The sequence below is a fragment of the Streptococcus sanguinis genome (assembly GCF_050222175.1).
In the GTDB taxonomy this organism is placed as follows: Bacteria; Bacillota; Bacilli; order Lactobacillales; family Streptococcaceae; genus Streptococcus; species Streptococcus sanguinis_M.
Window position 1 is genome coordinate 301,991 of record NZ_CP071420.1, and the last position, 14,382, is coordinate 316,372.

Below are 14,382 nucleotides of genomic sequence, written 5' to 3' on the forward strand. Positions count from 1 at the left end.
GGGCGAATGATGGCACGAAAATTATCTATTAAAGTTTATTCAGATGGCGCAGTTTTGGAAACTATGCTAAAGGATCTAAATTCTGGTTTGGTATCGGGATTTACCACTAATCCTAGCTTAATGAAGAAAGCAGGTATCACCAGCTATATAGGATTTGCTAAAGAAGTATTAAAGGATATTAAGGAATTTCCTGTTTCTTTTGAGGTGTTTGCTGATGACATTGAAACAATGGAAAAAGAAGCAGAAAAAATAGCCTCACTGGGAGAGAATGTTTATGTAAAAATACCTGTGACAAATTCTAAAGGGGAATCAACTGTTGATTTAATGAAACGTCTAGCTGCAAAAGGTGTTAAAATCAATGCTACGGCTATTTTCACTCTTGAACAAGTCCGCGAGGTAGTTGGAGCATTGAAGGCAGGGACTCCAGGGATAGTGTCAGTTTTTGCTGGACGTATCGCAGATACGGGTGTAGATCCTGTGCCGATTATGAAAGAAGCACTGTCTATTTGTCGTCAAAAAGACGGAGTAGAGTTGTTGTGGGCTAGTCCGCGCGAAACCTATAATATTTATCAAGCGGATGAGTTAGGGGTTGATATTATTACCTGTACCTCAGATTTGATTCAAAAATTATCGTTAAATGGTAAAGATTTGACAGAATATTCCCTAGAAACAGTTCAGATGTTTTTGAAAGATAGTACTAGTCTTGGTTTTAAAATCTTAGATGACTGATTAAATATTTTAAAATCCTAATCTTAAACCCCAGTTCTTAATGAAGTAGTGCTGGGGTTTTAATTTGTTTCCTTGACCGAGGAAGAAATGCTTTCTTTAGAAATCTTTGGGGTTGAATTGTAAATAACTTAGTACTTCACAGTTATTTTTTGCATCTCATATGCTTGTAATCTACCAAATGCTAGCCCAAGTCACAAATTTTTTCACTAGTGAATGTTTTTCTAGTTAGTATATATGGTATAATAAATTTCAAGATAGTAAATAGTTAGTTTGCTAGCAATGAGAATTCACGGTTAGAATCATTATAGAGGAGGATGTTATGAATCAGAATGAGTGGGTTGCGCAGTTTGAAGCTACTTATCATCGAAAACCAACAGCTCAAGAGTTTCAAGCGGCAAAGACAAGTGGGCAGTTTGTAACTCAAGAAATTCCTAAAGCAACAACAATATTTCAAGCTAAGAACAAGCGCCGTAACCTTATAGTGGGGATTTCAATCGCTGTTACAGTCTTAGGAATTTTGGTATTCGTCCTATTTGGCATGGGACCGAAAATTACAGATCTTGATGGTGTATGGATTAATCCAGCTGACTCTATTTCTTTTGTTTATGAACTGAATGATAAGAAAAAGCTATTTAATGGTAAAAAAGATATTGAAAAATTAGCTGAAGGAGACAAAGCTAAGGCTGATTTTGAAAAATTTATTAAGGAAGAAAACGATCCAAAAATTAAGACCTTATCTGACTTTGATAAACATTTCAAACTCAATACTAAGGCTATCTTTTCTGCTTATATTGACGAAAACAAGATTTACCACCTTCTGCAAAATGATGGAAGTATGATTATTTATGATAGTCGTTCAGGTATCAATAGTTCAAATGACTCACAGTATATCAAGCGTCTTCAATTTTATAAAGTTCAGTATCCTAAGATATTTATTGGTGAGTGGAAAATTCGTTACAAAAATAGTGAAGATTCAATGAACGTAAGTATCTCTGACGTTGGAATTGTAAATATAGAATCCGATCGTGATGAAGAATATAATTCTAGTGATTCGAGTAGATTGGGACTCTATCCCTTTATAGAATATACGAAATTGATTGCTGATAATCCTGAAGAGAAACTGAGTGAAAAAGAAGTTGGGGAAAAGATTGCCTTGATTAAAGAATCAGTCAGAGAAGAAGGTTATCAAGTCAAAAGTAATAAGGATATCTACATTGATATCAATTCTAACAATTATTTCGTAATAGTCCAAAATGGTAAGAAAATACTTATTCTTGATACTGGTGGTACAATCAGAGCAAGTTTAGAAAAGATAGATGAACTAAAGTTTTTTAACCAGTCCTAGGAGACTGGTTTTTTATGACTATCCTGAGTAGATTATCTCTTTATTTGCTTGCTAGGGGAGTAGCCACCTATGGTTGGCTATCAAGCAAAAATTACAATTTAGATGGGAAGAAGATGGAGTAGAATCATTTGACAAAGGTAGACCTTCTTGGTAGAATAAGTATGTCGTAAAGACAAATAACTTCTTCTTGGTTGCAGGCCATGCCAAACCTGCCACTCGGATGAAGCGTAAAGAAAAGGAGTATATCATGGCAATCTCAAAAGAGAAAAAAAATGAAATCATTGCACAATACGCACGTCACGAAGGTGACACTGGTTCAGTAGAGGTTCAAGTTGCTGTCCTTACTTGGGAAATCAACCACCTCAACGACCACATCAAACAACATAAAAAAGACCACGCTACTTACCGTGGCTTGATGAAGAAAATCGGTCGCCGTCGTAACCTCTTGGCTTACCTTCGTAAGAACGATGTTAACCGTTACCGCGAGTTGATCAACTCTCTTGGACTTCGTCGTTAATCATGATGCTAAGGGCGCCAAAAATCCGTATGAAAATAGGGAAACGACACCGTGTTCGATGAACACAAGGAGTTTCATCTTTTTCACTAGGATTTTAGCCCGAGCTCAAAATAGCTCTCTGACTTCAGGGGGCTTTTTTGTTTTATCAACTTTTTAGGACTTCGTCGTTAATCTGCTTTATTTTCCACTTACATTGCCTCGTCACCTTACCTTGATATACTCAAGTATTATCTTCGGTTACGGTTCCTAGCACTGCAAGGTAAAATAAACCAGATCTTCTCCCTTAGGGGAGATTTTTTATTTTTCAAGAGAATTTTAGTACAATCTTCGGCTCGTCGCCTTGTCTAGAAACATTTTATCCTGCAAGAATGGAGCACTCTTATTTGTAGAGTGCTTTTTCTTTTTCACTGGGATCTTAGTCCAAGCACAAATCACCCCCTCTGGATTCAGAGGGCTTTTCCTTAGTCTTGCTTCTAACTCAGTCAGACTCTTTTTGTGGTCCAAAAAAGCCCTTCTATTATTTTAGAAGAACTTTTTTCTATCAGAGGCTTTACTCTTTCAAGAATTTTTGGATTGCAGGAGCGGCAGTGATAGCAAATCTTTCGTCAATGCGATGTTCCCCACCTTCTACAGTGACCAGCTTTGCATTTGGAATGGTCTGGCTCGCTTCGACCGCATACTGGTAGGGCACGACTGCATCATCAGTGCCGTGGATAATGAGGGTCGGAGCCGTGATTTTGGCCTGCTCTGCTTGGATGTCAATGTTTAAGGCATCGATCAGATAAATCTTGCCCAGAGTAGTATTGTGGTGTGTCAGGCTATCAGGAAGTTGGTCGAAGTCAGGACTCCCTAGCTCACGATAGGTCTCTTTGGCATCATCGAAAAGAACGAAAGCTGGAAAGATAAGCAGGAGTTTGTGTACGCGGTCCGGATAAGCAGCAGCATAGAGACTGGCAACGACACCGCCTTGGCTAGCGCCGAATAAGCTCATTTTGCTCTTGTCTACAAAGATCTCGGAACGAAGCTTTTCCATGACTTGGGTCAAGTCTGCGAGTTCGGTCTTGACCGACATATTCAGCATATCTTGTCCACCGCTTTTCGATTGGCGACTGCTGCCGTAGAAATCAAAGCTGTAAACCAGATAACCTTGCTTTGCCAGCAGTTGGCTGTACATGTCATATTGCTCAAGGGTGTTATTCAATCCATGTGCGATAACAATAGTCGGCAATTTTTTACTCTTGTAGTCACGAGGAGCAGTAATCTTTCCGTAGAGCTGCTTGTCATCGTATGAAACGCTGTATTCTTCAGACACGATGTCTTCTGTCGGAATCGGTTGATTGTCGATTTTCTCGCTAGAAGCTGTCTGTGTGGTTTCTGGCTTAGGAGGGGTAGGATTTGATTTGGTTTGGGAGTGCCAGAAGAAAAGAACCAGTCCAGCTAAGCTCAAGGTTGCTAAGAAAGCCCAAATATACTTCATAGTTCTCTCCTTTCAGTATTTGTAGTATTATAGCGGAAATGAATTTATTTTACAAGAAGAGAGATTTCTTGCTCTTTAATTTTTCTGGATTTCATGTAAGAAAATCCAATTCATTTATCCAAGCGAGATTCTGATAATCTTGAATTTTTTAGAAAATCTTGCTAGACTGTAGCTACTAAGATAAAAACACAGTTCTGGTTGGTAGTCCAGACGCAAAAAATCCATTTTTTGTCAGTAACCTTCCTCCTTGGTTGTCCATTCTTAGGGATTTTTTAAAGGAGGTGCTGTCATGGATAAGATTTCAATGACGCTGACAGTTTATTTTGAAGAGGGATTTTGGCACGGTCTTTTCGAGCAGGAACATGCTCAATCTTATAGAGTTTGCCGAGTCACCTTTGGTGCAGAGCCTAGCACGCAGGAATTGCTGGATTTTCTAAACCGTTATTATCATCGGTTGCAGTTTAGTCCTAGCATCAGGGTGAAAGAGAAGACTAAGTCGGTCAGTCCTAAACGCCTGCAGAGACAGGTTAAAAAAGAGCAGATGGCTTCACGTTCTTCAAAGTCTCAGGAAGCGCTGAAGCTGCAGTTTGAAGAGCAAAAGAAAATTGCTCGAGTCAAGCGCAAGCAGCAGAAAGAACTGGCTAAGCAAAGGAAATTCGATCTCAAACAGCAAAAACGATTGGAAAAGCACAAGGGGCATTGAGCTTGGTTTTTCTTATTTATATGGGAAAGTCTTCCGATGGGAGGCTTTTCGTTTATCAGGCAATCGGTGAGTGGCTTAAAAAGTGAATTGATTTCTCCAAGTCGTTTTATTTGACAGATGTAACTTAAGTCATTACAATATAATCATAAAATAAAAATTACAAGAGTAATTTGAAAAAGGAGAAATTATGATTGAAATTACATATTTGGATGCTGTCAAACAGGAGCGGAAGATGACCTTTGAGTCTTATCAGGAGTTTGAGCAGTCCCAGCAAGCCTGCTTGATTGGAGTGGCAGATTATTACCCAGTTAAAAAGTTGACCTATAAAGGCCATGATTTGAACTACCAGGGTACTTACGGCGATGTCTTCTTTTTCCTGATGAAGCAGGATTTGACAAAGTTTGACTAAGAATAAAGGAGAAAAATAATGGTAAAAGCAATCACAGATGCAACATTTGAGCAAGAAACAAAAGATGGATTAGTGCTCATTGACTTTTGGGCCACTTGGTGCGGGCCATGTCGCATGCAGGGTCCAATCCTTGACAAGCTCTCAGAGGAACTTTCCGAAGATGAGCTAAAGATTGTCAAGATGGATGTCGATGAAAATCCAGCTACAGCACGCGCCTTTGGCATCATGTCTATCCCGACCCTGCTCTTTAAAAAAGACGGTCAGGTCGTTAAGCAGTTAGCGGGTGTCCATACAGCCCAGCAGATTAAAGCTATTGTGGCAGAATTGGGATAAGGTGAGTGGAAGATTAAATTAGACCTATTTAAAATTGAGACTGCTCTGGTTATAGAGCGGTCTTTTTTATTGCGATTGTAACAATAAGAAGTCAATTTAAAATTTTTGTTTGAAAATTCACTTTTTAAGGTATAATAAGTAGAAGTATTTTTTTCCAATGGGTCCCGTTAGGGAGCTGGGTTATTTAAAACATGATGGGAATGAAGTAATGTTTATGATTGAGTTTCTAAAACATCTTTTATTTGTCTTTATGATTTTTACACCATTCATCGCTCCAGCAGTTTTGTGTTTCTTTGTAGGTTGGATGATTCCTAGAGAGCAGATTACGCAAAAAAGAATCATACTAGTATTAGCCTTGTTGATCCCTGTTTTGCTTTTAATTTCGTATTTTGCCCCTCAGATATTAGGCCTGGTTTTTTGGAGTCTGATTTGGTTTTTCATCGGGTTGCTGCGAATGAAGAATTATACTAAGTCACAGTATTGGATAAGATGGCTTATATTTATCGCTTGTTTTAGTGCCTATATTTTACTTTATCTCCGCTTTTTTGGAACGCTTTATTTTTATTGAACTATTTAAAAAACAGCTTGAAGATTTGCTTCAAGCTGTTTTTGTTTATTCTTTATTCCCCCAACTCCTCGCTGTAAGCAATAATCTGATCAACAGTGTCGGACAAGAACTGGATAGTATCACGGAGTGGTTTATCCGTCGAAATATCTGCTCCGATAATCATAGCTGACTCAAGCGGAGTCTTGCTGCCGCCAGATTTGAGTAGTTCTAGCCAATCGTGGGCGCCATTTTCGTCATTTTTCAGGTGGAGGTAGCCAGCAGTAGAGATGACTAAGCCTGCTGAGTAAGTGTAGCTGTAAAGCCCCATGTAGTAGTGGGCTTGACGCATCCAGGTCAGGGCAGCATCGTCGTCAATCTCAACGGCATCGCCCCAGAATTCTGTCAAAACTTCTTTCATGATAGCGTTGAGTTTGCTTGCGCCGAAGGTTCCGCCTTCTTCAATCAAAGTATAGACCTTGCGTTGGAAGGCAGCTTCCAGCAAGTGAGTAATGAAGTTATGGAAGTAGGTATCCGTCAGACGGTGAGCCAGGGCAAATCGTTTCTGGCGAGGGTTATCAAACTGGCGTTCCAGATAATCACTGAGCAGGAGCTCATTAAAGGTAGACGGTGCTTCCACATAGTAGGTGGACATGTGGGCATTGAAATAGCTTTGGTGATTGTCAGAGAAGATAAACTGACCGGAGTGGCCGATCTCGTGAATTAGAGTATAGACATCACTCATACGGCCAGTCCAGCTCATGAGGACATAAGGGTGAACCCGATAAGGATCAGCAGCATAGCCTCCAGAGTCCTTTCCGGCATTGGCCGCAAAGTCGACCCAGCGTTCTTCCTTATAGCGGGCAACTTCTTGACAATACTCTTGTCCGAGTGGCTCGACTGACTTCATGACGAGGTCATAGGCATCATCAATACTGACTTCGGGATTGAGCTCGCTGTCCAAGTCCAGCTTCCAGTCAGCAAAGGTCATTTTTTCAAGTCCGTTTACCTTAGCGACATGCTTGAGGTATTTCTGAGCTACTGGGGCAAATTCGCTCATAATCAAGTCAATCTGCCGATCAAACATAGTGCGATCAACTTCTTGCTCAGCTAGCAAATAGTCAAAGACAGAGTCATAGCCTTTCATGTCAGCCAGCAGTTTTTCAGACTTGACCTGAGCCAGATAAGCAGCAGCGGCAGTGTTTTGATGTTGACGAAGGCCTTCAGAGAAAGAGCGGAAAGCTTTTTCGCGGATTTCAGCATTTTCATGGTTTTGATAGAAATTCTCATAGGTGACAAAGCTGTTTTTGTAAACTTTGCCGTCTACTTCAAAGTCAGCCATAGCAAAGTCGCCGGCCCGCATCTTGGTGTAAATATCCTGTGGACTGTAAAAGACTTCACCTAGATTGGTCAAGGCTTTTTCGACATCCGCTCCCAGATAGTGGGCTTTTTTGATTTTAGCTTGGCGAATGGCTGAGGTCAAATGGGGCTCTTGCCCTAGTTTTTCTAAGACAGCTTCATCTGCGCCGACTAGGGCGTCGTCAAAGAAGCTGAGTGCGACATTGGCCTCGGTCTCAAATTCCATAGCTGCTTGGGCAATCTGCGCAAAGCTCTCGTCACCAAAGTCAGTGGTCTGTGGCATAAAACCGTAGTTGCCAATGTGGCTGATTTGGATATAAATCTGCTCTAGCTCAGCAAAAGCCCGCTCAAAATCTTCGAAAGTGCTGAGCTTGCCTTGGTAATCACGGACGAATTTCTGGATGTCCTCTCTGGCCTTTTCGATGGCCCGCAAGAAGTCCTCCTGGTCTTGGTAAAGGGCCGTTAGGTCCCAGAGTTCATTTTCTGGAAATTCAGAACGATGTTTTTGTTCCATAGTTTACTCCTTTTGTCGTATATAGAAATAGTATAGCAAAAAATCCCTCAAAATGTCTTTCTGAGAATTGATTTGAAATAAAAAAGAATGTTGATTTATCAACATTCTTTTAATATATTTTTTTAGAAAGATGTTAACTTTTGTATGTTTAGCTACCAATTACTCATCTCAATGTAATATATATTTTTTTTGAAGACGATTTAATTCCTGTTCATCACCAATTATTTTTATACAATCGAAATAACTATTTATATAATTATAAGAATCATAGTATTCTGAAAAACATAAATATTTACTAGCTTGCTCATATTCTTTTTTTTCTTTTAACTCTGTACCATACAAAACTAAAAATTCAATTGGATGGATTATCTGGTCATCAAATAAGATCTCATTGTGCACATTATCTTCAATAAAATTAACTATAGTAAGTTCTTTATTTTCTTTTTTCTGTAATTTATATTCAATTGCTAATAATAACAATTGATAGCCTTTATATTCTCTTTGAGCTTTAACTAGTAATAATAATTTATTAAAACTATCTTTCATTCCAAGCTTAGCTCTTATTATTAACTGTCCATATAATTTTTGGTCATCAATATCAGTTATCACAGAAGTTAAAAACTCATCTGGTAAAAATTTCTGTTTTAGAATATCTATTGAACTGTCAAAGTAAAGAAAATAATTAATTTCATCATTTTGTACAAGTGTCTCAATTTCCTTAAATAGACTAAAGAATCTATCAACTGCAAAGTATATCGCAATTGATACCGTAACTAAACTTATCATCTCATCAGTTGTATTGTTAGAAACTATTACAGTTATAAAAACTAAAAAGTAAATAGCTCCTTTTAACAAAATTTCTAAACGTGGATTCTTAGTTTGCAATTGTAAACTAAATCTTATCATTAAAACTATTACTAACAAGACAGCAACTTCCAAAGGAATTTCAAACCATATAGAAATAATTTTAGAAATCATAAGCCAAGAAAAGATCCAAAGAAAAATTTTGAGCGCCCTAGTACTTTGTTCTGATTTTACTTTTTTCTCAAGATTTAAAGTTGGTGTTAAAAATAGAAGACAAATACTAAGTAGTCTAAACAAATTACCCTTTCCAAATTGTATTGATGAAGCTAGTATAAGCATCAATATAACTGACAAAGTAAACTGATACTCTCCAAATGTCATAATTGCTACGAGAATTGATGAAATCACTTTAATAACCTCATTAATAAATTTTTCTCGGGAAAAGATCACAAAAATAAAAAATAGTAGAATTCCGCAAGGGATAAATCTGGTTAATAATAAACCTAAATCACTTAATATACCTGAAAAATTTAGCTGAAAAACAACAGTAGGTTTCCAATAAATAAGTTCATCAACTTTACCAAGTTGGAAATCCAAAAATGAATTAATAGTGAACATTAACGAAAGTAAGTGAGAAATCGACAATCGATAAATTTCATCAATTCCGCTATTCCAAATAAATTTCATTGTTCCTATGAAATAAGCAAAAAAATTTATTAGTAGCAAGGTCGACAATAAATCTTGTTTTATGACACTACCATCACTTAGTCTAAGGACTCTATTCCTGATTAGTTGAAACCAATTTTTATCTTCAAACATTTTAAAATTCATCTTTTCCACCTCTAATTTAATTTTTGCCAGTCCTCACTTATTTTATAATTAGACAGTTCCCATGAAGTATCAATATCTATTTTTTATATTTATCATTTTGAGTAAGTCCTTCATATAGCTGGGCTTTTTTATATTGTCTTTTAACATTTTAAAATTCCTTTCGCTTTTCTATTGACTCATAACCAAAAAGCTTATATAAAAACAAAGCATACAAAATAGGTAATACTAGTTAACTTATGAATATACAACCCCACAAAAAAAGCCCTTCAAAACGTTCTGAGGCTTTCGTTTAAAACCAATATAATTATACCAAAATGGTAATATGAAGTCCATGTGAATCAAAATTTGAATAATCTGTAACCGGAGTCCTATTAGGGCTCTTTTTTATTATACGACTCTAAGTTCGTCTTGGTCCGTTAGGTTTCAAAAGACTCGTTTTTATGCTGTTAGCCGAGAAACAATTGATTAGCTTTAATCTTTGTGGAGAACTATAACTGGCTCTAAAATCTAAAAATAAGTAGATTTAAGATATTCATTTAAAAAGGCTGTCAAAGCCTTTTTCTTTTGTCTGAAATTGTGGTAAAATAAGGTCTATACGTGCTTGATACAAAGATGAGGATATAATAAGCTACTAAGACCATGAAATTAAAGTCACAGTGCTAACTGAACACGTCCTATAGGTTGCTTAAGGGCTTAATATCTTGATGAACTGAATACGACCTAAAAGCTGTGTAAAAAAGATAAACTGTCTTGTCTTCATCGAAGACTTCATCAGTTTCCAATTTTTACTTTGCTTTTGACGGGCTTAATATCTTGATCTTTGTAGCCAAGGCGTATGAAAAAATTTGAGCATGTGCTCGGCAAGGAGTCTTTATGACAAAACAAGTTTTTAAAACCGTTTTTGCAGGCCGTGAGCTGGTAGTTGAAACTGGTCAGGTTGCAAAACAGGCAAATGGCAGCGCCGTTGTTCGATATGGAGAAAGTACCGTTTTAACTGCGGCAACCATGTCCAAAAAGATGGCTACTGGTGACTTTTTCCCGTTGCAGGTCAACTATGAGGAAAAAATGTATGCGGCTGGGAAATACCCTGGTGGTTTTAACAAGCGCGAAGGCCGTCCGTCAACAGATGCGACTTTGACAGCCCGCTTGATTGACCGTCCGATTCGTCCTATGTTTGCGGAAGGCTTCCGCAATGAAGTTCAGGTTATCAATACCGTTCTTTCTTATGACGAAGATGCTTCACCTCAAATGGCCGCTATGTTCGCTAGCTCTCTGGCTCTTTCTATCTCAGATATTCCTTTTAATGGCCCTATCGCAGGAGTTCAGGTTGGCTATGTAGATGGTGAATTTATCATCAATCCTAGCAAGGAACAAAAAGAAGTTTCACTTTTGGAACTGACAGTGGCTGGCACCAAAGATGCTATCAATATGGTAGAGTCTGGAGCCAAGGAACTTTCTGAAGATATCATGCTGGAAGCTCTTCTCAAAGGGCACCAAGCGGTCAAAGAATTGATTGCCTTCCAAGAAGAAATCGTTGTGGCAGTCGGCAAGGAAAAAGCAGAAGTAGAATTGCTGCATGTTGATGAAGAGCTGCAGGTAGAGATTATCGCAGCCTATAATAGCGACTTGCAAAAGGCTGTTCAGGTAGAAGAAAAGCTGGCGCGTGAAGCCGCAACTCAGGCTGTCAAAGACCAAGTCACAGCAGTTTATGAAGAGAAATACGCGGACCATGAAGAATTCGACCGTATCATGCGTGATGTGGCTGAAATCTTGGAGCAAATGGAGCATGCAGAAGTGCGGCGTTTGATTACCGAAGATAAGGTCCGTCCTGATGGCCGTAAGGTTGATGAAATCCGTCCGCTGGATGCGGAAGTGGATTACCTGCCGCGCGTGCATGGTTCTGGTCTCTTTACTCGTGGGCAAACCCAAGCCTTGTCTGTTCTGACTCTGGCACCAATGGGCGAAACGCAAATCGTTGACGGCTTGGATCCGGAATACAAGAAACGCTTCATGCACCACTATAATTTTCCGCAGTATTCTGTCGGTGAGACAGGTCGTTATGGGGCTCCTGGCCGTCGTGAAATCGGACATGGTGCTCTTGGGGAACGTGCCTTGGAGCAAGTCTTGCCTAGCTTGGAAGAGTTTCCTTACGCTATCCGTCTGGTAGCAGAAGTCTTGGAATCAAACGGTTCTTCCTCCCAAGCCTCTATCTGTGCGGGCACTTTGGCTCTGATGGCAGGTGGTGTGCCGATTAAGGCTCCGGTTGCTGGTATTGCTATGGGCTTGATTTCAGATGGCAGCAACTACACGGTTCTGACCGATATTCAAGGTTTGGAAGACCATTTTGGTGATATGGACTTTAAGGTAGCTGGTACTCGCGAAGGGATTACCGCCCTGCAGATGGATATCAAGATTGAAGGAATTACAGCGGAAATCCTGACAGAAGCTCTGGCTCAGGCTAAGAAAGCCCGCTTTGAAATTTTGGATTTGATTGAAGCGACGATTCCAGCTCCGCGTCCTGAGTTGGCTCCAACTGCTCCGAAAATCGACACCATCAAGATTGATGTGGACAAGATTAAAATTGTTATCGGTAAAGGTGGGGAAACCATCGACAAGATTATCGCTGAGACCGGTGTTAAGATTGATATTGATGAAGAAGGAAATGTATCCATCTACTCTAGCGACCAAGACGCCATCAATCGTGCTAAGGAAATCATTGCTGGCTTGGTCCGCGAAGCAAAAGTGGATGAAGTTTACCATGCCAAGGTTGTTCGGATTGAGAAATTCGGTGCCTTTGTCAACCTCTTTGACAAGACAGATGCCCTGGTTCACATCTCAGAGTTAGCCTGGACTCGGACCAACAATGTCGAAGATGTCGTACAAATCGGTGATGAAGTGGATGTCAAGGTTATCAAGATTGATGCCAAAGGTCGGGTAGATGCTTCCATGAAAGTATTGCTGCCGCGTCCACCAAAGTCTGATAAGCCAAAACATCATCATGACAAGGGACATCATCCGCGCAAGGAGCACAAGGGTCATAAGGAACATCAAGAAAGCCCTAAAACAGAAGAATAAGAGGTCGCTTATTCCTACAGACCTCATCAAAAATCGGCAGAGGCGAGCCTAGTTCTCGTTTCTCCTTGTTTAGAGAAGGAAGGAGGCTAGCATGGGTTGGTGGAAGGAATCTATTGATATTGTAAAAGAAAATGACCCGGCGGCACGAACGTCGCTGGAAGTCTTACTAACCTATCCGGGCATTAAAGCTTTGGCGGCTCATCGTCTTTCTCATTTTTTGTGGAAGCGTGGTTTCAAGCTATTAGCACGAATGCACAGTCAATTCTGGCGTTTCTGGACCCAGATTGAGATTCATCCCGGCGCTCAGATTGAGTCGGGTGTCTTCATCGACCATGGCAGTGGCCTGGTGATTGGTGAAACAGCCATTGTGGAGAAGGGGGCCATGCTTTACCACGGCGTGACCCTAGGCGGTACGGGCAAGGATACAGGCAAACGCCACCCGACCGTCCGTCGGGGTGCCTTGGTCTCTGCCCATGCTCAAGTCATTGGACCAATTGAGATTGGTGAAAAAGCCAAGGTCGGAGCCGGTGCAGTTGTAGTGGCAGATGTTCCAAGTGATGTGACAGTGGTTGGCGTACCAGCCAAGATTGTCCGTGTTCACGGTGAGAAAGACGAGCCAACCATTCACGAGGTAGAGGAGAAGCGGGAATACTATCTAGACAAGCTAGAGCATGCCCGTGAAGCCAGCCACCATTCGTCTAGTCTGTAGAAAAGATTGGCAAAGCTATCGAAGTGAAATATGACAGGAGGAACCGACATGTCAGATTTATCAGATGCTATTTTGAACCAGGTAGTCCTTGAGCTGAAAGAAGGCTTAGAAGGTCCCGCCAAGGAGCGTTTTACAAAACTGCCACCTAGCCACCAGCGCGAATGGGCTCGCTATATCAGTGAAGCCAAAAAAGATGAGACCAAGCTGCGCCGCATAGAAAAGATGAAGGTGAATTTGCTGGAGCCTTAAAGAAAGAGAAGTTATGCTATTAGAGGAATTTGAAGATGTAGCTGGAGTTATTGAGCCAACAGATAGGCAGATTATTGATAAGGGTGAAGTGTGTGAAACCATCATCCTATCCTTTAACGGGGAAATTCTGAAACGTTTGATTGAGTCAGAAGAAGTCTATACAGGAGGCTATTTGAAAAGCATAAACGGACAGCATCCATGGTATATTTATGACCAAGGAACTAGCAAGCTAGCAGTTATGTTGGCTCCAATTGGGGCTCCCATGATAGTCGGCCAGCTGGAGGAGTTAGCGGCCAGAGGCTTCACGAATTTCATCATTTTAGGTTCCTGTGGCGTTTTGGATCACTCAATTGAGGCGGATAAAATCATCCTGCCTGCGGCTGCATTGCGAGATGAAGGAACTAGCTATCACTATGCCCCACCGGGTGACGAAGTAGCCTATGACGAGTCTCTGCTGATCGAGCTGGAAGCCATCTTTGACAAGCACAATATCGAGCATATCCGCACCAAGTCTTGGACGACTGATGCCTTTTATCGAGAAACGCCTGATAAGGTCAAGCGTCGCTTGGCTGCTGGAGCCAAAGTGGTGGACATGGAAGCTTCGGCTATCATGGCTTGGAGTCAATTTCGCAAGAGTAAAGTCTATCAATTCTTCTACACAGCTGACTATGTGGATCACCATAACCGAACCTGGGATGCCCGCCATGAAGAGCGGACAGCTGATGCCATGACTTTTTTCACTATCGCTTTGACAATAGCAAAGGAACTAGAAAGGTAACTACAA

Annotated in this window: 14 protein-coding genes; 11 read left to right on the top strand and 3 right to left on the bottom strand. The window is 40.3% G+C overall.

All coding sequences use genetic code 11. From position 1 onward, the window contains the following. Positions 1–6: 6 nt before the first annotated feature. From J1C91_RS01560 to rpsO, 3 genes are all read left to right on the top strand, one after another. Positions 7–729 (top strand): transaldolase, encoded by a 723-nt coding sequence (locus tag J1C91_RS01560; protein ID WP_002899036.1) that lies wholly within the window; start codon positions 7–9, stop codon positions 727–729. A gap of 319 nt (positions 730–1,048) precedes the next feature. Next, positions 1,049–2,074, top strand: coding sequence for a hypothetical protein (locus J1C91_RS01565; protein WP_125438816.1), 1,026 nt, complete (start codon positions 1,049–1,051; stop codon positions 2,072–2,074). A gap of 247 nt (positions 2,075–2,321) precedes the next feature. Beyond that, entirely contained in the window at positions 2,322–2,591 is a 270-nt protein-coding gene (gene rpsO / locus J1C91_RS01570) for a 30S ribosomal protein S15 (protein WP_004193424.1), read from the top strand. A 550-nt stretch (positions 2,592–3,141) separates the two neighbouring features. Here the strand turns inward: rpsO and J1C91_RS01575 are convergent. Beyond that, positions 3,142–4,068, bottom strand: coding sequence for an alpha/beta hydrolase family protein (locus tag J1C91_RS01575; protein ID WP_125438814.1), 927 nt, complete (start codon positions 4,066–4,068; stop codon positions 3,142–3,144). 289 nt (positions 4,069–4,357) lie between these two features. On the opposite strand from J1C91_RS01575, the gene J1C91_RS01580 reads away from it, so the two are divergent. The 4 genes from J1C91_RS01580 (at position 4,358) to J1C91_RS01595 (ending at position 6,081) form a co-directional block, all read left to right on the top strand. Continuing rightward, positions 4,358–4,771, top strand: a complete 414-nt coding sequence (locus J1C91_RS01580) for a YjdF family protein (protein ID WP_125438812.1) — start codon at positions 4,358–4,360, stop codon at positions 4,769–4,771. Between the two features lie 187 nt (positions 4,772–4,958). Further along, the gene (locus J1C91_RS01585; protein ID WP_002899027.1) at positions 4,959–5,180 is read left to right on the top strand and encodes a DUF4649 family protein; all 222 of its coding nucleotides are present in this window, start codon (positions 4,959–4,961) and stop codon (positions 5,178–5,180) included. A gap of 18 nt (positions 5,181–5,198) precedes the next feature. After that, entirely contained in the window at positions 5,199–5,513 is a 315-nt protein-coding gene (trxA, locus tag J1C91_RS01590) for a thioredoxin (protein WP_125337654.1), read from the top strand. Between the two features lie 157 nt (positions 5,514–5,670). Beyond that, positions 5,671–6,081, top strand: coding sequence for a hypothetical protein (locus J1C91_RS01595; protein WP_125438810.1), 411 nt, complete (start codon positions 5,671–5,673; stop codon positions 6,079–6,081). Between the two features lie 52 nt (positions 6,082–6,133). On the opposite strand, the gene pepF is transcribed toward J1C91_RS01595, so the two are convergent. Together pepF and J1C91_RS01605 are read right to left on the bottom strand one after the other, a co-directional pair. Beyond that, positions 6,134–7,930, bottom strand: coding sequence for an oligoendopeptidase F (pepF, locus tag J1C91_RS01600; protein ID WP_002908699.1), 1,797 nt, complete (start codon positions 7,928–7,930; stop codon positions 6,134–6,136). A 168-nt stretch (positions 7,931–8,098) separates the two neighbouring features. Further along, positions 8,099–9,565, bottom strand: coding sequence for a hypothetical protein (locus tag J1C91_RS01605; RefSeq protein ID WP_002902275.1), 1,467 nt, complete (start codon positions 9,563–9,565; stop codon positions 8,099–8,101). 873 nt (positions 9,566–10,438) lie between these two features. Here J1C91_RS01605 and pnp point away from each other — a divergent pair. The 4 genes from pnp (at position 10,439) to J1C91_RS01625 (ending at position 14,376) form a co-directional block, all read left to right on the top strand. Further along, entirely contained in the window at positions 10,439–12,640 is a 2,202-nt protein-coding gene (pnp, locus tag J1C91_RS01610) for a polyribonucleotide nucleotidyltransferase (RefSeq protein WP_125439198.1), read from the top strand. 91 nt (positions 12,641–12,731) lie between these two features. Further along, on the top strand, positions 12,732–13,349 hold the full coding sequence (gene cysE / locus J1C91_RS01615; RefSeq protein ID WP_002905377.1) for a serine O-acetyltransferase: 618 nt from the start codon (positions 12,732–12,734) through the stop codon (positions 13,347–13,349). Positions 13,350–13,379: 30 nt separating this feature from the next. Beyond that, positions 13,380–13,598, top strand: a complete 219-nt coding sequence (locus tag J1C91_RS01620) for a YdeI/OmpD-associated family protein (protein ID WP_002911671.1) — start codon at positions 13,380–13,382, stop codon at positions 13,596–13,598. Between the two features lie 13 nt (positions 13,599–13,611). Further along, entirely contained in the window at positions 13,612–14,376 is a 765-nt protein-coding gene (locus J1C91_RS01625; protein WP_002911672.1) for a nucleoside phosphorylase, read from the top strand. The last annotated feature ends 6 nt before the right edge of the window (positions 14,377–14,382 follow it).

What these genes read in the sequence shown, in the direction of transcription:
- J1C91_RS01575 (WP_125438814.1), bottom strand. Translation starts at nt 4,068, where the DNA reads ATGAAGTATATTTGGGCTTTCTTAGCAACCTTGAGCTTAGCTGGACTG.
- rpsO (WP_004193424.1), top strand. Translation starts at nt 2,322, where the DNA reads ATGGCAATCTCAAAAGAGAAAAAAAATGAAATCATTGCACAATACGCA.
- J1C91_RS01625 (WP_002911672.1), top strand. Translation starts at nt 13,612, where the DNA reads ATGCTATTAGAGGAATTTGAAGATGTAGCTGGAGTTATTGAGCCAACA.
- pepF (WP_002908699.1), bottom strand. Translation starts at nt 7,930, where the DNA reads ATGGAACAAAAACATCGTTCTGAATTTCCAGAAAATGAACTCTGGGAC.
- J1C91_RS01605 (WP_002902275.1), bottom strand. Translation starts at nt 9,565, where the DNA reads ATGAATTTTAAAATGTTTGAAGATAAAAATTGGTTTCAACTAATCAGG.
- J1C91_RS01565 (WP_125438816.1), top strand. Translation starts at nt 1,049, where the DNA reads ATGAATCAGAATGAGTGGGTTGCGCAGTTTGAAGCTACTTATCATCGA.
- trxA (WP_125337654.1), top strand. Translation starts at nt 5,199, where the DNA reads ATGGTAAAAGCAATCACAGATGCAACATTTGAGCAAGAAACAAAAGAT.
- cysE (WP_002905377.1), top strand. Translation starts at nt 12,732, where the DNA reads ATGGGTTGGTGGAAGGAATCTATTGATATTGTAAAAGAAAATGACCCG.
- J1C91_RS01560 (WP_002899036.1), top strand. Translation starts at nt 7, where the DNA reads ATGATGGCACGAAAATTATCTATTAAAGTTTATTCAGATGGCGCAGTT.
- J1C91_RS01585 (WP_002899027.1), top strand. Translation starts at nt 4,959, where the DNA reads ATGATTGAAATTACATATTTGGATGCTGTCAAACAGGAGCGGAAGATG.
- J1C91_RS01595 (WP_125438810.1), top strand. Translation starts at nt 5,671, where the DNA reads ATGGGTCCCGTTAGGGAGCTGGGTTATTTAAAACATGATGGGAATGAA.
- pnp (WP_125439198.1), top strand. Translation starts at nt 10,439, where the DNA reads ATGACAAAACAAGTTTTTAAAACCGTTTTTGCAGGCCGTGAGCTGGTA.
- J1C91_RS01580 (WP_125438812.1), top strand. Translation starts at nt 4,358, where the DNA reads ATGGATAAGATTTCAATGACGCTGACAGTTTATTTTGAAGAGGGATTT.
- J1C91_RS01620 (WP_002911671.1), top strand. Translation starts at nt 13,380, where the DNA reads ATGACAGGAGGAACCGACATGTCAGATTTATCAGATGCTATTTTGAAC.